At 72.4% G+C, this 24,111-nt stretch carries 21 protein-coding genes; 2 read left to right on the top strand and 19 right to left on the bottom strand.

Translation table 11 applies throughout. The features are described from left to right. The first annotated feature begins 313 nt into the window (after window positions 1-313). The gene (locus ACZ7G1_RS05770; RefSeq protein ID WP_470879273.1) at window positions 314-1,357 is read left to right on the top strand and encodes a GDSL-type esterase/lipase family protein; all 1,044 of its coding nucleotides are present in this window, start codon (window positions 314-316) and stop codon (window positions 1,355-1,357) included. Between the two features lie 5 nt (window positions 1,358-1,362). Here the strand turns inward: ACZ7G1_RS05770 and ACZ7G1_RS05765 are convergent, their stop codons facing one another. The 7 genes from ACZ7G1_RS05765 to fmt form a co-directional block, all read right to left on the bottom strand. Then, on the bottom strand, window positions 1,363-2,805 hold the full coding sequence (locus ACZ7G1_RS05765) for a GuaB1 family IMP dehydrogenase-related protein (RefSeq protein WP_470879272.1): 1,443 nt from the start codon (window positions 2,803-2,805) through the stop codon (window positions 1,363-1,365). Window positions 2,806-2,910: 105 nt separating this feature from the next. Beyond that, a complete protein-coding gene (locus ACZ7G1_RS05760; protein ID WP_470879270.1) occupies window positions 2,911-3,243 on the bottom strand; it encodes a barstar family protein in 333 nt (110 codons plus the stop codon). Further along, window positions 3,233-3,676, bottom strand: a complete 444-nt coding sequence (locus ACZ7G1_RS05755) for a guanyl-specific ribonuclease (protein ID WP_470879268.1) — start codon at window positions 3,674-3,676, stop codon at window positions 3,233-3,235. Before ACZ7G1_RS05755 ends, ACZ7G1_RS05760 begins: the two co-directional genes overlap by 11 nt. A 72-nt stretch (window positions 3,677-3,748) precedes the next feature. Next, window positions 3,749-4,765: a sugar-binding transcriptional regulator gene (locus ACZ7G1_RS05750; protein WP_470879334.1), complete on the bottom strand. Its 1,017-nt coding sequence runs from the start codon at window positions 4,763-4,765 to the stop codon at window positions 3,749-3,751. 167 nt (window positions 4,766-4,932) lie between these two features. Next, window positions 4,933-5,616 (bottom strand): ribulose-phosphate 3-epimerase, encoded by a 684-nt coding sequence (gene rpe, locus ACZ7G1_RS05745; protein ID WP_033203260.1) that lies wholly within the window; start codon window positions 5,614-5,616, stop codon window positions 4,933-4,935. 119 nt (window positions 5,617-5,735) lie between these two features. Further along, the gene (locus ACZ7G1_RS05740) at window positions 5,736-7,148 is read right to left on the bottom strand and encodes an RsmB/NOP family class I SAM-dependent RNA methyltransferase (RefSeq protein ID WP_470879266.1); all 1,413 of its coding nucleotides are present in this window, start codon (window positions 7,146-7,148) and stop codon (window positions 5,736-5,738) included. A gap of 123 nt (window positions 7,149-7,271) precedes the next feature. Beyond that, window positions 7,272-8,204 (bottom strand): methionyl-tRNA formyltransferase, encoded by a 933-nt coding sequence (fmt, locus tag ACZ7G1_RS05735; protein WP_470879264.1) that lies wholly within the window; start codon window positions 8,202-8,204, stop codon window positions 7,272-7,274. A gap of 230 nt (window positions 8,205-8,434) precedes the next feature. Here fmt and ACZ7G1_RS05730 point away from each other — a divergent pair, with 230 nt between their 5' ends. Continuing rightward, window positions 8,435-8,953, top strand: coding sequence for a hypothetical protein (locus ACZ7G1_RS05730; RefSeq protein WP_470879262.1), 519 nt, complete (start codon window positions 8,435-8,437; stop codon window positions 8,951-8,953). Between the two features lie 184 nt (window positions 8,954-9,137). Here the strand turns inward: ACZ7G1_RS05730 and ACZ7G1_RS05725 are convergent, their stop codons facing one another. The 12 genes from ACZ7G1_RS05725 to ACZ7G1_RS05670 form a co-directional block, all read right to left on the bottom strand. Then, window positions 9,138-11,267 carry a primosomal protein N' gene (locus ACZ7G1_RS05725; RefSeq protein ID WP_470879261.1) on the bottom strand — a complete coding sequence of 710 codons (2,130 nt, stop codon included), beginning with the start codon at window positions 11,265-11,267 and terminating at the stop codon, window positions 9,138-9,140. Window positions 11,268-11,361: 94 nt separating this feature from the next. Continuing rightward, window positions 11,362-12,570, bottom strand: a complete 1,209-nt coding sequence (gene metK / locus ACZ7G1_RS05720) for a methionine adenosyltransferase (protein ID WP_470879259.1) — start codon at window positions 12,568-12,570, stop codon at window positions 11,362-11,364. A gap of 312 nt (window positions 12,571-12,882) precedes the next feature. Beyond that, on the bottom strand, window positions 12,883-14,094 hold the full coding sequence (gene coaBC, locus ACZ7G1_RS05715) for a bifunctional phosphopantothenoylcysteine decarboxylase/phosphopantothenate--cysteine ligase CoaBC (protein WP_470879257.1): 1,212 nt from the start codon (window positions 14,092-14,094) through the stop codon (window positions 12,883-12,885). 105 nt (window positions 14,095-14,199) lie between these two features. Then, window positions 14,200-14,472: a DNA-directed RNA polymerase subunit omega gene (gene rpoZ, locus ACZ7G1_RS05710; RefSeq protein WP_017242218.1), complete on the bottom strand. Its 273-nt coding sequence runs from the start codon at window positions 14,470-14,472 to the stop codon at window positions 14,200-14,202. A gap of 28 nt (window positions 14,473-14,500) precedes the next feature. Next, window positions 14,501-15,064, bottom strand: a complete 564-nt coding sequence (gmk, locus tag ACZ7G1_RS05705; RefSeq protein ID WP_470879255.1) for a guanylate kinase — start codon at window positions 15,062-15,064, stop codon at window positions 14,501-14,503. 49 nt (window positions 15,065-15,113) lie between these two features. After that, window positions 15,114-15,437, bottom strand: coding sequence for an integration host factor (locus ACZ7G1_RS05700; RefSeq protein ID WP_017242220.1), 324 nt, complete (start codon window positions 15,435-15,437; stop codon window positions 15,114-15,116). A 352-nt stretch (window positions 15,438-15,789) separates the two neighbouring features. Continuing rightward, on the bottom strand, window positions 15,790-16,626 hold the full coding sequence (gene pyrF / locus ACZ7G1_RS05695; RefSeq protein ID WP_470879253.1) for an orotidine-5'-phosphate decarboxylase: 837 nt from the start codon (window positions 16,624-16,626) through the stop codon (window positions 15,790-15,792). Then, window positions 16,623-17,732, bottom strand: coding sequence for a quinone-dependent dihydroorotate dehydrogenase (locus ACZ7G1_RS05690; protein ID WP_470879251.1), 1,110 nt, complete (start codon window positions 17,730-17,732; stop codon window positions 16,623-16,625). Before ACZ7G1_RS05690 ends, pyrF begins: the two co-directional genes overlap by 4 nt. A 77-nt stretch (window positions 17,733-17,809) precedes the next feature. Continuing rightward, the gene (gene carB / locus ACZ7G1_RS05685; RefSeq protein ID WP_470879249.1) at window positions 17,810-21,118 is read right to left on the bottom strand and encodes a carbamoyl-phosphate synthase large subunit; all 3,309 of its coding nucleotides are present in this window, start codon (window positions 21,116-21,118) and stop codon (window positions 17,810-17,812) included. Next, window positions 21,111-22,253: a glutamine-hydrolyzing carbamoyl-phosphate synthase small subunit gene (carA, locus tag ACZ7G1_RS05680; protein WP_470879247.1), complete on the bottom strand. Its 1,143-nt coding sequence runs from the start codon at window positions 22,251-22,253 to the stop codon at window positions 21,111-21,113. The genes carB and carA overlap by 8 nt, the downstream gene beginning before the upstream one ends. Continuing rightward, on the bottom strand, window positions 22,250-22,828 hold the full coding sequence (locus ACZ7G1_RS05675) for a PH-like domain-containing protein (RefSeq protein WP_470879246.1): 579 nt from the start codon (window positions 22,826-22,828) through the stop codon (window positions 22,250-22,252). The genes carA and ACZ7G1_RS05675 overlap by 4 nt, the downstream gene beginning before the upstream one ends. Continuing rightward, window positions 22,825-24,111 (bottom strand): dihydroorotase, encoded by a 1,287-nt coding sequence (locus ACZ7G1_RS05670; RefSeq protein WP_470879245.1) that lies wholly within the window; start codon window positions 24,109-24,111, stop codon window positions 22,825-22,827. The genes ACZ7G1_RS05675 and ACZ7G1_RS05670 overlap by 4 nt, the downstream gene beginning before the upstream one ends.

The following is a 24,111-nucleotide window of genomic DNA, read 5'->3' as shown; positions in this document are numbered from 1 at the left end:
AACAGGCCCACGGGGGAAGGGGAACCGCCGAGCAGGCGGTCGCCGCCACTCCTGGTACGGGGCATGAGCCTAAGGGTCAGAGCTTCGCACTCGTAATGCATCGTTGTTGCGCACTGGCGGATGATCATTGCGCGCTCGCGAAGCAGACGGGGAAACATTGCGCTCCCCCGCATGAATCGACACATCAGGGGTGAACCGGCCTGTGTAAGCCTCTGGACTCCTCGCGCCCGATGACCGACCCTGCGAGCTCCTGACGACGACGTCCGACGACCGCTCCGGCGGCCGTCCCGGCGACCCACGATCGGAGGCCCCGGTGGGCTGGCTCGACCCGGCACCGTTCCTGCGCGGCACCGCCTGGCTGGACGGTCCGCGGCCCGTGCGCGCGGACCCGGACGACCTCGAACGGCTGCCGTGGGACATCACCGCGCGGGCCGCGCTGCCGATCGGCGTACGGATCGAGTTCACGGCCTCTCCCGGCACGCGCGCGGTGGAGCTGCGCTACCGGGCGGAGGTCCCGCGGCGCGACGACCCGCTCGCCGCCCTGCGGCACTGCTTCGCGCTCTGGCAGGGCACCCGGCTCGTCGGCGAGACCTGCGTCGCCCCGGCCGCCGAGGGCACCGTCACGCTCCGGCTGCCCGCGGGCGGTGGTGACTTCGCCGTCCATCCGCCGGAGAGCCAGGCTCCGGTGCCGCTCGCGCTGCGGGCCGTCGGCGGCGCCGTCTCCCCCGCCCCCGCCAGGCCCCGCTGGCTCGTGCACGGCGACTCGATCACCGAGGGATGGTGGTCCACCCGCCCCGCGCACTCCTGGCCCGCCACCACCGGCCGGCTGCTCGGCCTCGACCCGGTCAACCTGGGTTACGCCGGCGGCGCGCGCGGCGAACTCCCCCTGGCCGAACACCTGGCCCGGCTCCCGGGTGACCTCGTCACCCTCGCCTTCGGCACGAACTGCTGGTCCCGGGTCCCGGCCACCGCCGACTGGCTGTACGCGACCGTGCGGGCCTTCGTCGGCCTGGTCCGCCGGGGCCACCCGGACACGCCGCTGCTGATCGTCTCGCCCGTGCTGCGCCCCGAAGCCGAGCACACCCGCAACGCCCTGGGAGCCACGCTCACGGAGCTGCGCAGGGCGATGGAGCGCGCGGGCCGCGACCTGGCGGCGGAGGGCGACAGGCGGCTCCTGGTCCTGCCGGGGCGCCCGCTCCTCGGCCCGGAGCACCTGGCGGACGGCCTGCACCCGAACGACGGGGGCCACGCCCGGATCGCCCGGGCGGTGGCGGCGGCACTGCGCCCGTACGTACCGGCCCCCGGGAACGCCGCAGGCCCCCGGGAGGAAAGCTCCCGGGGGCCCGCGGACGGATAGGGCTACTAGCTCCAGCTGGCGTGGAGGGGCTTGCCCTCGGCGTAGCCGGCCGCGGACTGGATGCCGATCACGGCCTTGTCCTCGAACTCGGCGAGCGAGCCGGCACCGGCGTAGGTGCAGGAGGACCGGACGCCCGCGATGATCGAGTCGATCAGGTCCTCGACGCCCGGACGCTGCGGGTCGAGGAACATGCGCGAGGTGGAGATGCCCTCCTCGAACAGCGCCTTGCGGGCGCGGTCGTAGGCGGACTCGTCGCTCGTGCGGTTCTTGACCGCGCGGGCGGAGGCCATGCCGAAGGACTCCTTGTAGGCGCGGCCCTGGGCGTCCGTCTGGAGGTCGCCGGGGGACTCGTACGTCCCGGCGAACCAGGAGCCGATCATGACGTTGGACGCGCCGGCGGCGAGCGCCATGGCGACGTCACGCGGGTGACGGACACCGCCGTCGGCCCAGACGTGCTTGCCGTACTTCTTCGCCTCGGCGGCGCACTCCAGGACGGCCGAGAACTGCGGGCGGCCGACGCCGGTCATCATGCGGGTGGTGCACATGGCGCCGGGGCCCACACCGACCTTGATGATGTCCGCGCCCGCCTCGATGAGGTCCTTGACGCCCTCGGCGGCGACGATGTTGCCCGCGACGATCGGGACGTGCGGGTCGAGCGCCCGGACGGTCCTGATCGCGGAGATCATCGACTCCTGGTGGCCGTGCGCGGTGTCGATGACGAGGGTGTCCACGCCCGCGTCGAGCAGCTGCTTGGCCTTGCCCGCCACGTCGCCGTTGATACCGACGGCGGCGGCGATGCGCAGCTTGCCGGCCTTGTCGACGGCGGGGCTGTAGAGGGTCGCGCGCAGGGCGCCCTTGCGGGTGAGGATGCCGACGAGCTTGCCGTCCGCGTCCACGGCCGGGGCGTACCGGCGGTTGGCGGCGTCGAGGGTGTTGAAGGCCTCGCGCGGGTCGATGTCGGCGTCCAGGAGCAGCAGGTCCTTGGACATGACCTCGGAGAGCTGGGTGAAGCGGTCCACGCCGGACAGGTCGGCGTCGGTGACGACACCCACCGGGCGGCGGTGCTCGTCGACGACGACACCGGCGTCGTGGGCGCGCTTGGGCAGCAGCGACAGCGCGTCGGCGACGGTCTGGTGCGGCTCCAGGACGATCGGGGTGTCGAGCACGTGGTGGCGGCTCTTGACCCAGGTGATGACGTCGGTGACGACCTCGATCGGAATGTCCTGGGGGATGACGACGAGGCCACCGCGGCGGGCGACGGTCTCGGCCATCCGGCGGCCGGCGATGGCGGTCATGTTGGCGACGACCAGCGGGATCGTCGTACCGGTTCCGTCCGGCGAGGAGAGGTCCACCGCCTGGCGGGAACCGACGGCCGAGCGGCTCGGCACCATGAAGACATCGTCGTACGTCAGGTCGTAGGGCGGCTTGACGTCATTGAGGAAACGCACGTGCTGACATCCCAGTCGTTCGGATCGGCCCCTAGGCATTTCAGCCAGGGGAAAAAGCACGTAGTTCATTGTCCCACGGCTCTACGCATACCAGTCCAGGGCGAATCATCCGAGGCTGGCGGCAGGTGGTTCGTGCGATCCTCCGAAGGCGTCCCCCAGGGCGAGGAGGACGGTGAGGCGGGTGGGGCGCTCGTCGACCGCCGCGGCGAAGACGTCCTGGGCGGTCCGCCATTCGCGCGGGCTCTCGCCGGCGTACCTCTGCCAGCCGGTGACGACGAGGGTGACCGGCTCGGGCAGGTCACCGAGGGAGTCGGCCAGGGCGTCCCAGTTCCGCCCGAACCAGTCGGGCAGACCGAGCGCGGTGGCGCAGCGGTCCATGAGCTCGGCCTTGTCCGTGACCCCGGTCAGGTCGAGGACGACGGGGTCGTCAAGCCTCATCCGTGACCACCTCCCGGAACGTCTCGTAGTGGTCGTCGGTGTAGTACTTCTCGCCCTGTTTCCCGGTGACGATCCGGCGCGCTCCACGGCCGCTCACCCCCGGGGTCCGCACGGTGTACTCGTGGTAGTAGCCGCGGTCCTCGCGCGGCAGGATGCCCTCGAAGTTCCCGAAGACGGTGCCGTCCTTGGTGTACGGGAAGGGGCCGCCCTGCGCGATGAGGTCGAGGGTCTTCCGCGCCTCCGCCGGCAGGTCCTGGACCCGTAGGGTCGGCAGGCCGGAGCTCCCGGTGGGCGCGGCGGCGGCACTCGCCGTGGCGGTGCGGGTCGGCCCGGACGCGGCGCCGCCGCTCTCCGAGGAGCACCCGCCCAGGAAGGACGCCAGGAGGACGGCGAGGACGAGCGCGAGGAGCACGCGTGGGGGCCGGAGCAACATGTCCCGAACATACCGTTACGGGATAGCTCCGGCCCCTTGGTTCACCCGGTCGCGGACCGGGCCGCGTCGGCGTCAGCCGCCGTCGGGGTCCTTGCGGTCGAGCGCCGGGTGCGTGCCGGGGCTGGACTCGGTGAGCAGGTAGTCGGCCGCGGCGCGGTCCGTGACGAGGCTGGTGACGAGCCCGGAGCGGAGCACCGCGCCGATCGCCGCCGCCTTGCGCTGGCCGCCCGCGATGGCGACGACCTCGGGGATGCGGCGCAGCCGGTCCGCCTCGACGGTGATGCAGCGCTCGCCCAGGTCCCGGCCGACCCGGCGGCCCTCGGCGTCGAAGAGGTGGGCCGACATCTCGGCGGCGACGCCCAGCGAGGCGTAGTGGGCGCGCTCGGCGTCCGAGAGCATGTCGTGGACGGTCGAGATGCCCGGCTCCCAGGAGCCGATGGAGACGCAGGCGACGGTCACCTTGTCGAAGTACTCGAAGGCCCGCGCGATGCCGGTCTGGCTGCGCAGCGCCGCGGCGGTCGCCGGGTCGGGGAGCAGCATGGGCGCGTAGATGGGGTGGGCCTCGCCGCCGGAGACCTGCGCGGCGCGCCGTACGGCCTCCACCGAGCCGCGCTCGGCGGTTCCGGCGTCGTACACGCCGGTGAGCTGGACGACGGTGCAGGGCGGCAGGCGGTCGAGGGCGGCCGCCATGTGGATGGTGGAGCGGCCCCAGGCCAGGCCGAGGACGTCGCCCTCGGTGACCAGCTCGCCGAGGAGGTCGGCCGCGACCTCGCCGAGGTTCTCGGGGTCGGGCGACTCGTCGTCGCCCTCCGCCGGGGACTCGACGACGACGGCGTGGCGGAGCCCGTAGCGGGCGCGGAGCGCGTCGGAGCGCTCGGCGTCCAGCTCGGCCGGTACGCGGATCTCGATCCGTACGAGGTCGCGCTCCAGGGCGGTCTCCAGCACCCGGGCCACCTTGAAGCGGCTCACGCCGAACTCCTCGGCGATCTGGATCTTGGACTTGCCCTCGAGGTAGAAGCGGCGGGCCATGGCCGCCGCCTGCACCAGCTCCGCGGGGCCCATCCGCAGGGCTGACCGTCCCGCCGACATTCCCGCCACCGCGATCTCCTCACTGCTGTTCACGTACCGCTGTTCACGTACGGAAGTCACGTTCCGATGTGGTTCACACTCTGGACTCGCCGTTCATCCTGTCAGATCCGGCGTGCCTTGATCAGTCCTGTCGGCGGCCCGACGGACCGCGTTCATCCGCCGGAGGCTCAGTGGCCACATGCCCACGGGGCGGAGGCCGTGGCGGCCTCGGCGCGGGCCCGCAGCGAGGCGACGGCGGCGGCCGGGTCGGCCGCGCCGTACACCGCGGAGCCCGCGACGAAGACGTCGGCGCCCGCCTCGGCGCACCGCTCGATGGTGGATTCGGCGACCCCGCCGTCGACCTGGAGCCACAGCTCCAGGCCGTGCTTGGAGATCAGTTCCCGGGTACGGCGGATCTTGGGCAGCATGATGTCGAGGAACGCCTGGCCGCCGAAGCCGGGCTCGACGGTCATGATCAGCAGCATGTCGAGCTCGGGGAGCAGGTCCTCGTAGGGCTCGATGGGCGTGGCCGGCTTGAGCGCCATGGAGGCGCGCGCGCCCTTGGCCCGGATCTCCCGCGCGAGGCGCACCGGCGCCGCGGCCGCCTCGACGTGGAAGGTCACCGAGCCGGCGCCGGCCTCCACGTACTGCGGGGCCCAGCGGTCCGGGTCCTCGATCATCAGGTGGCAGTCGAGCGGGGTGTCCGTCGCCCGGGCCAGCGACTCGACGATCGGCACGCCGAGCGTCAGGTTGGGCACGAAGTGGTTGTCCATCACGTCGACGTGCAGCCAGTCGGCACCTCCGACGGCCTTCGCCTCATCGGCGAGCCGGGCGAAGTCCGCGGACAGGATGCTGGGGTTGATCTGCGCCATGTGCCAAGCCTCCCACGTTCTTGGGTACTTCTTTGCCGCTGAGCCGTTTCGAATCCGGTCCAGACCAATTTCGGTACGAAACGACGAGGCGTGACCCGGGACGGACCGGGAGATAGCGGTCAGGCGGTGCGCCTCAGCAGCGCCAGGTACATCGCGTCCGTACCGTGCAGATGCGGCCACAGCTGGACGTCCGGGCCCTCACCGAGCGCGGGCACTCCGGGCAGCAGCGGCCGGGCGTCGATCAGCTCGGCGCCGCCCACCTTCTTCAGGACGTCGTCGACGACCACCCGGGTCTCCGCCAGGTGCGGCGAGCAGGTCGCGTACCCGACCACGCCGCCGACGCGCACCGCGCTCAGCGCCTCGGTCAGCAGCGCCCGCTGGAGCGGCGCGAAGCCGTCCAGGTCCTCGGGGCGGCGCCGCCAGCGGGCCTCCGGGCGGCGGCGCAGCGCGCCGAGACCGGAGCAGGGCACGTCCATCAGGACCCGGTCGAAGGTGCCGGGGCGCCACGGCGGCCGGGTGCCGTCCGCCGCGATCACCTGGTACGGCCCCGGGTTGCCGGCGAGGGCGCGCTCGACGAGCCGGGCGCGGTGCGGCTGCTTCTCGGAGGCGAGCAGCGCGGCGCCGCGCTCGGAGGCCAGCGCGGCGAGCAGGGCGGCCTTGCCGCCGGGGCCCGCGCAGCCGTCGAGCCAGCGGGCGTCGGAGCCCTCGAGGGGCGCGTTGGCCAGGGCGATGGCGACGAGCTGGCTGCCCTCGTCCTGGACGCCGGCCCGGCCCTCCTTCACCGCCTCGATGGCACCGGGCTCGCCGCCCTCGGACATCCGCAGCGCGTACGGGGACCAGCGGCCCGGCAGCGTCTCGGTGGCCGCCGCGAGCTCCTCGGTCGTGGCGCGGCCCGGCCGGGCGACCAGGGTGACCTCGGGGCGCTCGTTGTCCGCCTCCAGGAGGTCCTCGATGCCGGCGCGGCCGCCGCCGAGCGAGTCCCAGAGCGCCGAGACGACCCAGCGCGGGTGCGAGTGGACGACGGCGAGGTGGTCCTCGGGGTCCTGGTCGTACGGCGGGGCGACCTGCGCCACCCAGGCGTCGAGGTCCTGCTGCGAGATCTTGCGCAGCACGGCGTTCACGAACTTGGCCCGGCCGTCGCCCAGCACCACCCGGGCCAGCTCGACGCTGGCGGAGACGGCGGCGTGGGTGGGGATCCGGGTGCCGAGCAGCTGGTGCGCGCCGAGCGCCAGCACGTCGAGGACGGGCGGGTCGACCTCGCGCAGCGGGCGGTCGATACAGGCCGAGATGATCGCGTCGTACGTGCCCTGGCGCCGCAGCGTCCCGTAGACCAGCTCGGTGGCCAGCGCCGCGTCACGCCCGTCGAACTCGCCCTTCTCGCGGGCCTTCCTGAGCAGCGGCGGCAGCACCAGGTTCGCGTAGGCGTCGCGCTCGTCCACCGCCCTCAGCGCTTCGAAGGCCAGCATCCTGACCGGGTCCTTCTGGGGCCTCCGGTAGGGCTTGTGGGGACGGCGACGTGCCTGCTCGCTCAAAGGTGCTCCGCGTGACGAAATGACGAGGTCGAACGTGTCGGCCGCCGAAGAGGTGGTCGACCCCACCAAGCCTACGTCCGCCGGGCCCGGGCCCGCGCCCGAGGGCGTGGACCCGGGGACGCGCTACGCCCCGAGGCGCTCGCCCGCGGCGATCCGGACGCCACGGGCCCAGTCCGCGGCCTTCATCGGCTTCTTGCCCTGCGGCTGGACCCAGAGCAGCTCGACGGCGTACGAGCCGGTGCCGGCGTACACGTTGTTCTTGCCGACCGAGAGCTCGCCGGGGGTCAGGTCGGTGCGGTCGGGAAGCGGGGCGACCTGGATCAGCTTGAGGCGCTCGCCGCGGAAGACCGTCCAGGCGCCGGGCGCCGGGGTGCAGCCGCGCACCACGCGGTCCACCCGCAGAGCGGGGGCGCCGAAGTCGACGTGCGCGTCCTCGACCTGGATCTTGGGGGCGAGGGTGACGCCCTCGACGGGCTGCGGGACGGCGTGGAGGCTGCCGTCCTCGATGCCGTCCATGGTCGCGGCGAGCAGTCCCGCGCCCGCGAAGGCGAGCCGGGTCAGCAGGTCACCGCTGGTGTCGGTCGGACGGACGTCCTCGGTGACGACCCCGTAGACCGGGCCCGAGTCGAGGCCCTCCTCGATGAGGAAGGTGGACGCGCCGGTCACCTGGTCGCCGGCCATCAGGGAGTGCTGCACGGGGGCCGCGCCGCGCCACGCGGGCAGCAGCGAGAAGTGCAGGTTCACCCAGCCGCGGGCCGGGATGTCGAGGGCGACCTTGGGGAGCAGCGCGCCGTAGGCGACGACCGGGCAGCAGTCCGGCGCGATCTCCCGCAGCCGGGCGAGGAAGTCCTCGTCGCGCGGCCTGGCCGGCTTCAGGACCTCGATCCCGGCTTCCTCCGCCCGCTGGGCCACCGGGCTCGCGACCAGCCGCCGGCCGCGCCCCGCCGGGGCGTCCGGGCGGGTGACCACGGCCGCGACCTCGTGCCGGCCGGAGGCGATCAGGGCGTCCAGGGCGGGTACGGCGACCTCGGGGGTGCCTGCGAAGACGAGCTTCATGGGTGGCGACTGCCTGTCTGTCCGGGGGCGTTGCGAGCGACGCACCAGTCTACGGGCGAGTCCCCGAGGGGGCGTACGGAAGGACGAGCGCCCCCGTGCATATGCGTGTACGCCCCCGCAGCGTGACCCAACTCCCGGTGGCGCGTTGGTCAAGAGAGATTGACCGAATCGGGTCGTCGTTCCCCCCTTGCGACCCGCCCCTTACACACGCCGGTTCGAGAGGCTTTCACATGGCCGACCACGCAACCCACGACGCCCAAGCCCGGGCGAGTCTGCACCTGTTGGTGAGGGACATCGAGCGGGTCCGGCGGCAGGTGGACGCACTGCGCACGCTCACGGCCCAGCTGGGCAATGTCTACCGCCCTCGCCGCTCCGGCCCGTCGACGGGCTTCGTCGTCTACGGCCGCGCCCCCGCCCCGACCGTACGGCTCGCCCAGGAGCTGCGGGACAGCGTCGAGACCCTGGTGACCGCCGCGGTCGACTTCGACCGCTCGCTGGGCTTCTCGTGGGACGCGGTCGGTTCCGCCCTCGGAGTCACCAAGCAGGCCGTCCACCGCCGCTACGGCGCCCGGCGCGCGCCCCAGCAGAGCGTCGCCGTGGACCAGGACCACACGGTGGAGCCGGGCGTGACCCGCACGCTCCCCGCGGTGCCCGCCGCCCGTTCGATGCCCCCGCAGCCCACCTCGGGCAGCGCCTCCCTCCGCGAGGACCCGCGCCCGCCCGCCTTCCCCGGCCCGCGCAACGGCTGACCCGCCGGACCCCGACGGCCGCCCGTCCCCCTCAGGGAGCGGGCGGCCGTCGTATGCGGTCTCCGATCGCGGGCGGCTGCCCCGTGCGCGCTCCGGTCACAGGCGGCCGTCCCGTGCGCGCTCCGGTCACGGGCGGCCGCCCCGTGCGGGCTCACGCGCGGGCGGCCGCGCTGTGCCGCGGCGCTCAGCCGATGTCCGGCGGGTCGACGCGGATGCGGACGGGCTCCCCGCCGCCGCGCGCCATGCGGGCGGCCCGCGCCTGCTTCAGGGCGGTCGCGAGGGCCGCGCCGCTGCCCGGCGGGACCCGGACCAGGGCCCGGTCCCACTGCTCGCCCGGCGGCGGGTCGCCCGGCCTGCGGGGCCCGCCGGGCCGGACGACGGGCAGCGGCACCGGGCCGAGGATCTCCGCGTCGAAGGGCAGCGCGACCGCCGCCAGGAAGCCCTCGACGGCCTCCGGCGGGCCCGTCACCGCGGCCATCCGGGAGACCGGCGGGAAACCCAGCTCGGCCCGCTCGGCCAGCTCCCGCTGGGCGTGCCCGACCGGGTCCCAGCGGACCAGCGCCTGGACCGGCCGGAGCGTCGGTTCGGCGACCACCACCACCGTGCCGCCCTCGGCCTGGCCCCGCACCAGCGAGGCCGCGTCGATCCAGCGGCGCAGCGCCTCCTCGCCGGCCCGCAGGTCGGGCCTGCCGAGCATCGCCCAGCCGTCGAGGAGCAGCGCCGCCGCGTAGCCGCCCTCGGCGACGGGTTCGGCGCCGGGTGTGCAGACGACGAGGGCGGGGCGGCCCGGCACGCTGTCGAGGACGTGGTCGCGTCCGGAGGTGCGTACCGGAACCGCGGGGAAGGCCCGGCCCAGCTCCTCCGCCGTCCGCCGGGCGCCGACGATCTGGGCGCGCAGCCGGTTCGAGCCGCACTCCACACAGTGCCAGTCGGGCGCGCCCTTGCCGCACCAGCCGCACCGCAGCTCCTGCTGCTCCGGCGCTTCGAGGGGCCCGGCGCAGTGGCGGCAGCGGGCGGGTGTCCGGCACCGCTCGCAGGCCAGCTTCGGCACGTATCCGCGCCGGGGCACCTGGACGAGCACCGGGCCGGTCTTGAGCCCTTCCCGTACGGTCTGCCAGGCGAGCGAGGGCAGCCGGGCGGCGCGCGCGGCCTCGTCGCGGGCGAGCTCGCCGTCGCCCACGGTCCGGATCAGCGGGGCGGCCTTGCGGACCTGCTCGCGTCCGGCGGTCAGCGCCTTGGCCCAGCCGGACTCGACGAGCTGGGCGGCCTCGACGGTGCAGCTGGTGCCGCCGAGCAGGAAGGCGCACCGGTCGTGGCCGGCGCGCAGGATCAGCACGTCGCGGGCGTGCGGCTGCGGGGCGTGCGGCTCGCTGTGGCTGCCGTCGCCGTCGTCCCAGATGACGACGAGCCCGAGGTCCCGCACGGGGGCGAACATGGCGGCCCGGGTGCCGACGACCGCCCGCACCGACCCGCGTCGCACCGCGAGCCACTGCCCGTACCGCTTCTCCGGCCCGGCCTCGGCGGTCAGCAGCGCGTGCCGCCCCTCCCCCAGGACCTCCCGCAGGGCCGCGTCGGCCCGCGCGGCCGCCCGCCCGTCCGGGACGACGACGAGGGCGCCGCGGCCCGAGGCGAGGGTCGCGGCGACGGCGCGGGCGATCTCCTCGGCCCAGTGCGGCCCCGGGAGCGCGTTCCACACGGCCCTGGGTGCCCCGCCGCGGGCCAGCGAGTCCAGGAACGCCGGTCCCCGCTCGTACCGCGTCCAGCTCCCCGGCTCGGGTGCCTTCGGCGGCGGCAGCGGCGCGGGCGAGGGCCTGCGCTCGGCGGTGGCGTTGCGCGGCGGAACCGCCAGCTGGAGCACGTCGGCGAGGCTTCCCGCGTACCGGTCGGCGACCGCCCGCGCGAGCCCGAGCAGCTCGGGGCCGAGCACCGGCTCCGGCGACACGACGTCGGCGAGCGCGGCCAGCGGCCCCGAGTAGTCCGACTCGGCGCGCCGCTCGACCAGGAACCCGTCGATCAGCCGCCCGCCCTCGCGCCGCCCGCCCCGCACCTGGTGCGCGCCGGCGCCGAAGCGCACCCGCACCCGGACCCCGGGCCGGGCGGCCTCGTCGAGCTCCTCGGGCACCGCGTAGTCGAAGAACTGGTCGAGGTGGAGCGCCCCCTTGTTCACCACGACCCGGGCGACCGGCAGCCGTTTGGCCAGCGCGGCCCCGCGCCAGGTCCGCGGCTTCGCCCGCGGCACCTTCGCCGTCCGCACGGTCTCCCGAATGAGCGCGAGCTGCTCGGGTTCGTCGGACTTCTCGTTCTCGCTGCTCACAGCCCCATACCTACCAGACGCCACCGACAGCCGGGCATGACCGAGGCCCGGCACCCCTTCGCGGGGGTGCCGGGCCTCGGTCTCGTGCGGGCGATTACAGGCCGGCGGCCTTCTTCAGGGCGTCCACGCGGTCCGTGCGCTCCCAGGTGAAGTCCGGCAGCTCGCGGCCGAAGTGGCCGTAGGCGGCGGTCTGGGAGTAGATCGGGCGGAGCAGGTCGAGGTCGCGGATGATCGCGGCCGGGCGGAGGTCGAAGACCTCGGCGATGGCGTTCTCGATCTTCTCGTTCTCGATGGTGTTGGTGCCGAAGGTCTCGACGAAGAGACCGACGGGCTCGGCCTTGCCGATCGCGTACGCGACCTGGACCTCGCAGCGCGAGGCGAGGCCGGCGGCGACCACGTTCTTGGCGACCCAGCGCATGGCGTAGGCGGCCGAGCGGTCGACCTTGGACGGGTCCTTGCCGGAGAAGGCGCCGCCACCGTGACGGGCCATGCCGCCGTAGGTGTCGATGATGATCTTGCGGCCGGTGAGGCCGGCGTCGCCCATCGGGCCGCCGATCTCGAAGCGGCCGGTCGGGTTCACCAGGAGGCGGTAGCCGTCGGTGTCGAGCTTGATGCCGTCCTCGACGAGCTGCTTGAGCACGTGCTCGACGACGAACTCGCGGATGTCGGGCGCGAGCAGCGACTCGAGGTCGATGTCGGAGGCGTGCTGCGAGGAGACGACGACCGTGTCGAGACGGACGGCCTTGTCGCCGTCGTACTCGATGGTGACCTGGGTCTTGCCGTCGGGGCGCAGGTACGGGATGGTCCCGTTCTTGCGGACCTCGGTGAGGCGGCGGGAGAGCCGGTGCGCGATGTGGATCGGCAGCGGCATCAGCTCGGGGGTCTCGTCCGAGGCGTAGCCGAACATCAGGCCCTGGTCGCCGGCGCCCTGCTTGTCGAGCTCGTCCTCGTCGCCCTCGACCCGCTTCTCGTACGCGGTGTCGACACCCTGGGCGATGTCCGGGGACTGGGATCCGATGGACACCGACACGCCACAGGAGGCGCCGTCGAAGCCCTTCTTCGAGGAGTCGTAACCGATCTCGAGGATCTTGTTCCGGACGAGGGTCGGGATGTCCGCCCACGCCTTGGTGGTCACCTCACCGGCGACGTGCACGAGGCCGGTGGTGATCAGCGTCTCGACGGCGACGCGAGAGGTGGGGTCCTCCCGCAGCAGTGCGTCGAGGATGGTGTCGCTGATCTGGTCAGCGATCTTGTCGGGGTGACCCTCGGTGACGGACTCCGAGGTGAACAGACGACGGGACACAACGCTCCCTGGTGTTGCAGCGGCTGCTGGCTATACGTGACGCGGACCGGCAGGGGGCTGCGCCCCGCGACGTTCCACGAACAGTCTATCGGTCGTGGTCGCGCTATGGACCAGGTGTCTCGACAGACGAATGGTCCAGGCGGCGCGGAACCGCCCTCCGGCGGGTGAAGATCACCCGTTCGGTGGGACCTACGTCACTCGGGACGGGGCGTTTCCCGCCTCCGGTGTGTCACCCCGCAGACCGCCGGCGGGGGGGGCGGAGCCCGTCAGGTCCCTCACCCCGCAGACCGCCGCCGGCGGGGGCGGAGCCCGTCAGGTCGCGGACCGCAGCCGCGGCAGCACGAGGTCCCAGACGGTCTCTGCCAGCGCTTCCTTCGGCCCGTACGGCACGGGGGTCTCGGCGCCGTCCGAGGCCAGGACGACGGCCTCGTTCTCCTCGGAGCCGAAGGTCTTGCGCTCCCCCACCTCGTTGACGACGAGCAGGTCGCAGCCCTTGCGGCGGAGCTTCTCGCGGCCGTTGGCGAGGACGTCGTCGGTCTCGGCGGCGAAGCCCACGACGACCTGGCCGGGCAGGACGCGGTCGGCGGACAGCTCGGCGAGGATGTCCGGATTGCGGACCAGCTCGACGGTGGGGGCGCCGCCGTCGTCCTTCTTCTTGATCTTCCCGGCGGCGTAGACGGCCGGGCGGAAGTCGGCGACGGCCGCGGCCATCACCACGGCGTCGGCGTCGGCGGCGGCCTTGAGCACGGCCTCGCGGAGCTGGAGCGCGGTGCCGACGTGGACCACGTCGACGCCGGCCGGGTCGGGGATGCCGGTGTTGGCCTCGACCAGGGTCACCCGGGCGCCGCGGGCGGCGGCGGCCTTCGCCAGCGCGTAGCCCTGCTTGCCGGAGGAGCGGTTGCCCAGGTAGCGCACGGGGTCGAGGGGCTCGCGGGTGCCGCCCGCGCTGACCACCACGTGACGGCCGGCGAGGTCGGCGGCGATGCCGTGCCGGTTCAGGACCCGCCGGCAGACCTCGAAGATCTCGGCGGCCTCGGGGAGCCGGCCCTTGCCGGTGTCGACGCCGGTGAGGCGGCCGACCGCGGGCTCGATGACGATGGCGCCGCGGCGGCGGAGGGTGGCCACGTTCTCCTGGGTGGCCGGGTGCTCCCACATCTCGGTGTGCATGGCGGGGGCGAAGACGACCGGACAGCGCGCGGTGAGCAGCGTGTTGGTGAGGAGGTCGTCGGCGAGGCCGTGGGCGGCCTTGGCGAGCATGTCGGCGGTGGCGGGCGCCACGACGACGAGGTCGGCGCCCTGGCCGATCCGCACGTGGGGCACCTCGTGGACGGACTCCCACACCTCGGTGGAGACGGGGTGGCCGGAGAGCGCGGACCAGGTGGCGGCGCCGACGAAGTTCAGGGCCGAGTCGGTGGGCACGACGCGGACGTCGTGGCCCGACTCGGTGAGCCGGCGCAGCAGCTCGCACGCCTTGTAGGCTGCGATTCCGCCGCTGACCCCCAGAACGACCTTCGGCTTGGTCACCACTGCCACTCCCCGCACTCGGATGCGTACGACTCCATGAGACACCACAGGCCCGGCGGATGTTCCGCCGGGCCTGAGGTGACAAGCGTTACAAGCGATACGTGCTTACTGCGCCGGGCCCTCGATGGCCTCGGACGTCAGCAGACCCGCGTTGATCTCCCGCAGGGCGATCGAGAGCGGCTTCTCGTGGACGTGGGTGTCGACGAGCGGACCCACGTACTCCAGCAGGCCCTCGCCGAGCTGGGAGTAGTACGCGTTGATCTGACGCGCGCGCTTGGCAGCGTAGATCACGAGGCTGTACTTCGAGTCCGTGGCCTCGAGCAGCTCGTCGATCGGCGGGTTGATGATGCCCTCGGGCGCGGTCATGGAAGAGGACACGCTCTACCTTCCGAAGATGGAAAAAAGATCAGACAACGTGCATCAACGTTAGCAGCTCGCGCGCGACGTCCTCGACGGAGGTGTTGACGAGCGTGGTGTCGAACTCGGACTCGGCCGCCAGCTCGACCTTCGCGGCCGCCAGGCGGCGCTCGATGACCTCGGCCGACTCGGTCCCGCGGCCGGTGAGCCGGCGGACCAGCTCGTCCCAGCTCGGCGGGGCCAGGAAGACCAGCTGGGACTCGCTCATGGAGTCCTTCACCTGGCGGGCCCCCTGGAGGTCGATCTCCAGGAGAACGGGCTCGCCGGAGTCGAGCCGCTCGAGGACGGCGCCGCGCGGGGTGCCGTAGCGGTTCCCCGCGAACTCGGCCCATTCGAGGAGCTCACCGTTGGCGATCAGCTTGTCGAACTCGTCGTCCGTCACGAAGAAGTAGTGGACGCCGTGCTTCTCGCCGGGGCGGGGCTTCCGTGTCGTCGCCGACACCGAGAGCCAGACCTCGGGGTGGACCTTGCGCATATGTGCGACGACCGTGCTCTTGCCGACCCCTGAGGGGCCGGAGAGCACGGTCAGCCGCGGACGTACCTCTGCTGCCATGCAGCGATTATTCCAGCTTTACCGGTGTGCCCGGGACGCGTGTCCCGGATCAGGCGCCGGTGCTGCCGAACTCGCGCTCCAGGGAGGCGATCTGGTTCGAGCCGAGACCACGGACGCGGCGGCTCTCGGAGATGCCGAGGCGCTCCATGATCTGCTTGGCGCGGACCTTGCCCACGCCCGGCAGGGACTCGAGGAGGGCGGAGACCTTCATCTTGCCGATGACGTCGTTCTCCTGACCGGTCTTGATGACCTCGTGGAGGGAGGCGCCGGAGTGCTTGAGTCGATTCTTGATCTCGGCCCGCTCCCGGCGAGCCGCGGCGGCCTTCTCGAGCGCGGCTGCGCGCTGTTCAGGGGTAAGGGGCGGAAGAGCCACGCCTACGTCACCTCGGATGTCGATCTGTCGGATACGGACCAGTGAGGAACCAGCGCCCCACACCAGTGGAGCAACGCCCAACGGAGTGGTCGCTGAACGCCTGCTCTGCCCCGGAGACTAGCGGCCGAGGCCGCTCCCGTCAGCGAGAACAGCGGAAAAGTCCTGGTCAGCATCGACTGACCGGGACTTTTCCGGCATAACGACCCGGTTTTGAGCCAAGATTTCGTCAAGTAGTGAGACGGCCCGGCGAGACGGGTCGTCCCACCGGGCCGTAACGGCTCCCACCTGCGGCTTGTCCGGGCACCCCGGATCGGATCGCCGACGGAGCCGGTAAGCGCTCTCGCGCGGACCGCTACGCGCCGACGGCCGCCCGCACCTCGTCCGCGTACCGGTGAGCCGAGTCCCGCAGAGCGGCCGCGTCCGGTCCGTGCTTCAGGACGCCGCGGCTGACGTTCGGGACGACGTTGCGGACCGCGGAGCCGAAGACGGCGGGGAGGTCTGCGGGGGTCGCGCCCTGGGCGCCGATGCCGGGGGCGAGTAGCGGCCCGTTGATGTCCAGGTCGAAGGAGGACAGGTCGCCGAGGGTGGCGCCGACGACCGCGCCGAAGGAGCCCATCGGGGTCTCCCCCGCGTTCTCCGCCGCCAGGTGGGCCAGCATGGTCGCGCCGATGGTCCGGCCGTCCTCGCGGACCGCCCGCTGGACCTCCGCGCCCTCCGGGTTGGAGGTGAGGGCGAGCACGAAGAGGCCGGCGCCGGACTCGCGGGCCAGGTCGACGGCCGGCTTCAGGGAGCCGTAGCCGAGGTACGGGGAGACCGTGAGCGCGTCGGAGAAGAGCGGCGAGTCCTTGCGCAGGAAGGCCTCGGCGTACGCGGCCATGGTCGAGCCGATGTCGCCGCGCTTGGCGTCCATGACGACCAGGCCGCCGGCCGCGCGCAGGTCGGTGACGGCCCGCTCCAGGACGGCGACACCGCGCGAGCCGAAGCGCTCGAAGAAGGCGGCCTGCGGCTTGAAGACGGCCACCGTGTCGGCGAGCGCCTCGACGACGGTGAAGGTGAAGCGCTCCAGGCCGGCGATGTCGTCGCTCAGGCCCCAGGAGTCGAGCAGGGCGGCGTGCGGGTCGATGCCGACGCAGAGGGGGCCGCGCTCGTCCATGGCGGTGCGCAGGCGGGATCCGAAGGTGAGACTCACTTGGCGGCCTTTCGGTTGTCGGCGCCGATGGCCTCGGCGAGGGTGGCGTACGGGGAGGCCTTCAGGCGCGCGGCGAGGCCCTTGTGGATCGCGCGGGCGTAGAACGGGCCCTCGTAGATGAAGGCGCTGTAGCCCTGGACGAGGGTGGCGCCGGCCAGGATGCGCTGCCAGGCGTCCTCGGCGTTCTCGATGCCGCCGACGCCCACCAGGACCAGACGGTCGCCCACGCGCGCGTGGAGGCGGCGCAGGACGGCGAGGGAGCGCTCCTTGACGGGTGCGCCGGAGAGGCCGCCGGTCTCCTTGATCAGGGCCGGGTCGGACTTCAGGCCGAGGCCCTCGCGCGCGATGGTGGTGTTGGTGGCGATGATGCCGTCGAGGCCGAGTTCCAGGGCCAGGTCGGCGACCGCGTCGACGTCCTCGTCGGCCAGGTCGGGGGCGATCTTGACGAGGAGCGGGACCCGGCGGCCGGTGACCGCGCGGTCGGCGGCCTCCCGTACGGCCGTGAGCAGCGGGCGGAGCGACTCGGTGGCCTGCAGGTTGCGGAGGCCGGGGGTGTTCGGCGAGGAGACGTTGACGACGAGGTAGTCGGCGTGGGCGGCGAGGCGTTCGGTCGACTTCACGTAGTCGGCGGCGGCCTCTTCCTCCGGGACCACCTTGGTCTTGCCGATGTTGACGCCGACGACGGTCTTGAAGACCGGGTTGCGGGCGGCCAGGCGGGCGGCGACGGCGGCGGAGCCCTCGTTGTTGAAGCCCATGCGGTTGATCAGGGCGCGGTCCGGGACCAGCCGGAAGAGGCGCTTCTTGGGGTTGCCGGGCTGGGCCTCGCCGGTGACCGTGCCGATCTCGATGTGGTCGAAGCCGAGCATCGACATGCCGTCGATGGCGACGGCGTTCTTGTCGAAGCCGGCGGCCAGGCCGAACGGGCCGTGCATCCGCAGGCCGAGGGCCTCGGTGCGCAGCTCCTCGTACCGTGGCGCGAGGACGGCGGCGACGAAGGTGCGCAGGACGGGGACGCGGGCCGCGAGCCGGATCCAGCGGAAGGCCAGGTAGTGGGCCTCCTCCGGGTCCATCCGCTTGAAGACGAGGTTGAAGAAGAACTTGTACATGGGTGGCTCCAGGTCATCCAGGTCATGAAGAGGGGGACACCGCGGTGTTTCCGGTGTCCCCCTCTTCGTACGGGCTGCTAGTCGCGGGCCGCGATCAGATGCTCCGCGTGTTCCTGGAGCGATCGGACGCCGACGTCGCCCCGGTTGAGCGCGTCGATGCCCTGGACGGCGGCGGCGAGCGCCTGGACCGTGGTGAGGCAGGGGACGCTGCGCGCCACCGCGGCCGTACGGATCTCGTAGCCGTCGAGGCGGCCGCCGGTGCCGTACGGGGTGTTGACGATCAGGTCGACCTGGCCGTCGTGGATCAGCTGGACGATCGTCTTCTCGCCGTTGGGGCCTTCGCCCTCGCTGAGCTTGCGCACGATCGTGGCGTTGATGCCGTTGCGCTTGAGGACCTCGGCGGTGCCGGAGGTGGCGAGCAGCTCGAAGCCGTGGGCGACGAGCTCGCGGGCCGGGAAGATCATCGAGCGCTTGTCGCGGTTGGCGACGGAGATGAACGCGCGGCCCTTGGTGGGCAGCGGGCCGTAGGCGCCGGCCTGCGACTTGGCGTAGGCCGTGCCGAAGACCGCGTCGATGCCCATGACCTCGCCGGTGGAGCGCATCTCCGGGCCGAGGACCGTGTCGACGCCGCGCCCGTGGATGTCGCGGAAGCGGCTCCACGGCATCACGGCCTCCTTGACGGAGATCGGCGCGTCGATCGGCAGGGTGCCGCCGTCGCCGTTCTTCGGCAGCAGGCCCTCGGCGCGCAGCTCGGCGATGGTGGCGCCGAGCGAGATGCGGGCGGCGGCCTTCGCGAGCGGTACGGCGGTCGCCTTCGAGGTGAAGGGGACGGTCCGGGAGGCGCGGGGGTTCGCCTCGAGGACGTACAGGATGTCGCCGGCCATGGCGAACTGGATGTTGATCAGTCCGCGGACGCCGACGCCCTTGGCGATGGCCTCGGTGGAGGCGCGCAGGCGCTTGATGTCGAAGCCGCCGAGGGTGATCGGGGGCAGCGCGCAGGCCGAGTCGCCGGAGTGGATGCCGGCTTCCTCGATGTGCTCCATGACGCCGCCGAGGTAGAGCTCCTCGCCGTCGTAGAGCGCGTCGACGTCGATCTCGATGGCGTCGTCGAGGAAGCGGTCGACCAGGACCGGCCGGGTGGGGCTGATCTCGGTGGACTCGGCGATGTACGACTCCAGGCGGGCCTCGTCGTACACGATCTCCATGCCGCGGCCGCCGAGCACGTACGACGGGCGTACGAGGACGGGGTAGCCGATCTCGTCGGCGATGGCCTTGGCGCCGGCGAAGGTGGTCGCGGTGCCGTGCTTGGGAGCGGGCAGGCCGGCCTCGGCGAGGACCTGGCCGAAGGCGCCGCGGTCCTCGGCGGCGTGGATGGCCTCCGGGGAGGTGCCGACGACCGGCACGCCGTTGTCCTTGAGCGCCTGCGACAGACCCAGCGGGGTCTGGCCGCCGAGCTGGACGACGACACCGGCGACGGGGCCGGCCAGCGTCTCGGCGTGGACGATCTCGAGGACGTCCTCGAGCGTCAGCGGCTCGAAGTACAGGCGGTCGGAGGTGTCGTAGTCCGTCGAGACGGTCTCCGGGTTGCAGTTGACCATCACGGTCTCGTAGCCGGCGTCGCTGAGCGCGAAGGAGGCGTGGACGCAGGAGTAGTCGAACTCGATGCCCTGGCCGATGCGGTTCGGGCCGGAGCCCAGGATGATCACGGCGGGCTTCTCGCGCGGCGCGACCTCGGTCTCCTCGTCGTACGAGGAGTAGAAGTACGGCGTCTTGGCGGCGAACTCGGCGGCGCAGGTGTCGACCGTCTTGTAGACCGGGCGGACGCCGAGGGCGTGCCGGACCTCGCGGACGACGTCCTCGCGCAGGCCGCGGATCTCGGCGATCTGGGCGTCGGAGAAGCCGTGGCGCTTGGCCTCGGCGAGGAGCTCGGGCTCCAGCTTCTCGGCGGCGGCCAGCTCGTCGGCGATCTCCTTGATCAGGAAGAGCTGGTCGACGAACCACGGGTCGATCTTCGTGGCGTCGAAGACCTCCTGCGGGGTGGCGCCGGCGCGGATGGCCTGCATGACGGTGTTGATGCGGCCGTCGGTCGGACGGACGGCCTCCTCCAGGAGGAGAGCCTTGTCGCCGGGCTCGCCGACGAAGGTGAACTGCGAGCCCTTCTTCTCCAGGGAGCGCAGCGCCTTCTGCAGCGCCTCGGTGAAGTTGCGGCCGATGGCCATGGCCTCGCCGACGGACTTCATCGTGGTGGTGAGGGTGGAGTCGGCCTGCGGGAACTTCTCGAAGGCGAAGCGCGGGGCCTTGACGACGACGTAGTCGAGCGTGGGCTCGAAGGACGCCGGGGTCTTCTCCGTGATGTCGTTCGGGATCTCGTCCAGCGTGTAGCCGACGGCGAGCCGGGCCGCGATCTTGGCGATCGGGAAGCCGGTCGCCTTGGAGGCGAGCGCCGAGGAGCGGGAGACGCGCGGGTTCATCTCGATGACGATGATCCGGCCGTCGACCGGGTCGATCGCGAACTGGATGTTGCAGCCGCCGGTGTCGACGCCGACCTCGCGGATGATCGCGATGCCGATGTCGCGCAGGCGCTGGTACTCGCGGTCGGTGAGCGTCATCGCCGGGGCGACGGTGATCGAGTCACCGGTGTGGACGCCCATCGGGTCGAAGTTCTCGATGGAGCAGACGACCACGACGTTGTCGGCCTTGTCGCGCATCAGCTCCAGCTCGTACTCCTTCCAGCCGAGGATGGACTCCTCCAGGAGCACCTCGGTGGTCGGGGAGAGCGTGAGGCCCTGGCCGGCGATGCGGCGCAGCTCGTCCTCGTCGTGGGCGAAGCCGGAGCCGGCGCCGCCCATGGTGAAGGAGGGGCGGACGACGACGGGGTAGCCGCCGAGCGTCTCGACGCCCTTGAGGACGTCGTCCATGGAGTGGCAGATGACCGAGCGGGCGGACTCGCCGTAGCCGATCTTGGCCTTGACGGCCTCGACGACGCCCTTGAAGAGGTCGCGGTCCTCGCCCTTGTTGATGGCCTCGACGTTGGCGCCGATGAGCTCGACGCCGTACTTCTCCAGGACGCCCTGCTCGTGCATGGAGATCGCGGTGTTGAGCGCGGTCTGGCCGCCGAGGGTGGGCAGGAGGGCGTCGGGGCGCTCCTTGGCGATGATCTTCTCGACGAACTCGGGGGTGATCGGCTCGACGTAGGTGGCGTCGGCGATCTCCGGGTCGGTCATGATCGTGGCCGGGTTGGAGTTGACCAGGATCACCCGCAGGCCCTCGGCCTTGAGGATGCGGCACGCCTGGGTGCCGGAGTAGTCGAACTCGGCGGCCTGGCCGATGACGATCGGGCCGGAGCCGATGACCAGGACGGACTGGATATCGGTGCGCTTAGGCACGCTCGGCCTCCATCAGGGATACGAAGCGGTCGAAGAGGTACGCGGCGTCGTGCGGGCCCGCGGCCGCCTCGGGGTGGTACTGGACGGAGAAGGCGGGCTGGTCGAGCAGCCGGAGGCCTTCGACGACGTCGTCGTTCAGGCAGACGTGGGAGACCTCGGCCCGCCCGAAGGGGGTCTCGGAGACCTTGTCGAGCGGCGCGTCGACGGCGAAGCCGTGGTTGTGCGCGGTGACCTCGACCTTGCCGGTGGTGCGGTCCTGGACCGGCTGGTTGATGCCGCGGTGGCCGTACTTCAGCTTGTACGTGCCGAAGCCGAGGGCGCGGCCGAGGATCTGGTTGCCGAAGCAGATGCCGAACAGCGGGGTCTTGCGGCGCAGGACCTCCTGCATGACCTCGACGGGGCCGTCGGCCGTGGCCGGGTCGCCGGGGCCGTTGGAGAAGAAGACGCCGTCCGGGTTCACCGCGTAGATGTCCTCGGCGGTGGCGGTGGCGGGCAGCACGTGGACCTCGATGCCGCGCTCGGCCATCCGGTGCGGGGTCATGCCCTTGATGCCGAGGTCGACGGCGGCGACGGTGAACTTCTTCGTGCCGATCGCGGGGACGACGTACGTCTCCTTGGTGGCGACCTCGGCGGAGAGGTTCGCGCCCTTCATCTGCGGCTGCTCCTGGACCTTCGTCAGGAGGGCCGCGTCGTCGGCGAGCTGTCCGCCGGAGAAGATGCCGACGCGCATGGCGCCGCGCTCGCGGAGGTGGCGGGTGAGGGCGCGGGTGTCGATGCCGGAGATGCCGACGACGCCCTGGCGCTCCAGCTCCTCGTCCAGCGAGCGCTGCGCGCGCCAGTTGGAGGAGACGCGGGCGGGGTCGCGGACGACGTAGCCGGAGACCCAGATGCGGCCGGACTCGGGGTCCTCGTCGTTGACGCCGGTGTTGCCGACGTGCGGGGCGGTCATGACGACGACCTGGCGGTGGTACGACGGGTCGGTGAGGGTCTCCTGGTAGCCGGTCATGCCGGTGGAGAACACGGCCTCGCCGAAGGTCTCCCCCACGGCCCCGTAGGCGCGGCCGCGGAAGATGCGGCCGTCCTCCAGGACGAGTACGGCGGGAGTCTTGGCGGCTCCCCTTGTGGAGGTCGTCATCGTGCGATGCCTTCCGTCGTGGTGGTGTGGTTCATGGAGTTGATGGCCTCGACCCAGGCGGTGTGCTCGGCCGCCCGGTCGGAGCGGAAGCCCGAGTCGAGCAGCTTGTCGCCGTGCGCCCAGGTGACGATCAGCAGACCGCCCTCGGCGAGGACCTTGCCGGCGATGCCCTTGTCGAGGCGGGCCTCGCGCAGTGCGCCGGCCGGGATGAGGAAGTCGTTCGCCCCGGGGCGTACGACCGAGATCCCGGCGTCGGTGAGCGTGAGCTCGACGCGGCTGCGGGTGCCGAGGCCGTGGGCGACGATCCGGTCGAGCCACTGACCGGCCGTGGTGGAGCCGTGGTAGCGCCCGCTGAGAGTCAGTGTCGCCTCACCGGGGTGCTCCGGCACGGCGGCGAGCTCGGGCAGGTCGGACTGGAGGCTGCCGCGCCACTTCCATCCCTGGCGCATCAGCCAGTAGACGAAGGCGACGAAGAGCAGCAGTCCCGCGACCCAGCCGATCCGGCCGGCCCAGTCGGTGACCTCCGCCGATTTCTGGTCCGCCGCCTGTGCGGCGATGGTGATGAGTGGTGTCACGCCAGCTTCCCGTCCACGACCGTTGCCCGGCCCCGCAGGAAGGTGTGGGTGACGCGTCCCGGCAGCTCGCGACCCTCGTAGGGGGTGTTGCGGCTGCGGGAGGCGAAGTCCGCGGGGTCCACGACACCACGGTATGCCGGATCGACCAGCGTCAGGTTCGCGGGCTCACCAGCCGAGACGGGTCGTCCGTGGCCGGTGGCCCGTCCGATGCGGGCGGGGGCGGAGGACATCCGGTCGGCGACGCCCGCCCAGTCGAGGAGGCCGGTCTCGACCATGGTCTGCTGGACGACGGAGAGCGCGGTCTCCAGGCCGACCATGCCCATGGCGGCGGCGGCCCACTCGCAGTCCTTGTCCTCGTGCGGGTGCGGGGCGTGGTCGGTGGCGACGATGTCGATCGTGCCGTCGGCCAGGGCCTCGCGGAGCGCCAGGACGTCCTTCTCGGTGCGCAGCGGCGGGTTGACCTTGTAGACCGGGTTGTACGAGCGGACCATCTCGTCGGTGAGGAGGAGGTGGTGCGGGGTGACCTCGGCGGTGACGTCGATGCCGCGGGACTTGGCCCAGCGGACGATCTCGACGGAGCCGGCGGTGGAGAGGTGGCAGATGTGGACGCGGGAGCCGACGTGCTCGGCGAGGAGGACGTCGCGGGCGATGATCGACTCCTCGGCGACGGCCGGCCAGCCGCCGAGTCCGAGCTCGGCGGAGACGATGCCCTCGTTCATCTGGGCGCCCTCGGTGAGGCGGGGCTCCTGGGCGTGCTGGGCGACGACGCCGTCGAAGGCCTTCACGTACTCCAGGGCGCGGCGCATGATCACGGCGTCGTCGACGCACTTGCCGTCGTCGGAGAAGACGGTGACGCCGGCGGCGGAGTCGTGCATGGCGCCGAGCTCGGCGAGCTTCTTGCCCTCCAGGCCGACGGTGACGGCGCCGATGGGCTGCACGTCGCAGTAGCCGGACTCCTTGCCGAGCCGGTAGACCTGCTCGACGACACCGGCGGTGTCGGCGACCGGGTGGGTGTTGGCCATGGCGAAGACGGCGGTGTAGCCGCCGGAGGCGGCGGCGCGGGTGCCGGTGAGGACGGTCTCGGAGTCCTCGCGGCCGGGCTCGCGCAGGTGGGTGTGGAGGTCGACGAGGCCGGGCAGCAGGATCTGGCCCTCGGCCTCGACGACGCTCGCGCCCTCGGCCGACAGGCCCGTTCCGACCTGGGCGATGGTCTCGCCGTCGATCAGGACGTCCTGGGCCTCGCCGCCGAGGACCTTCGCACCGCGGATAAGGATCTTGCTCAT

This window comes from Streptomyces sp. NPDC037273 (genome assembly GCF_055603625.1).
The sequence above is the reverse complement of the archived record's forward strand: the minus strand, read 5'-3'. Positions and strand labels throughout refer to the sequence as shown.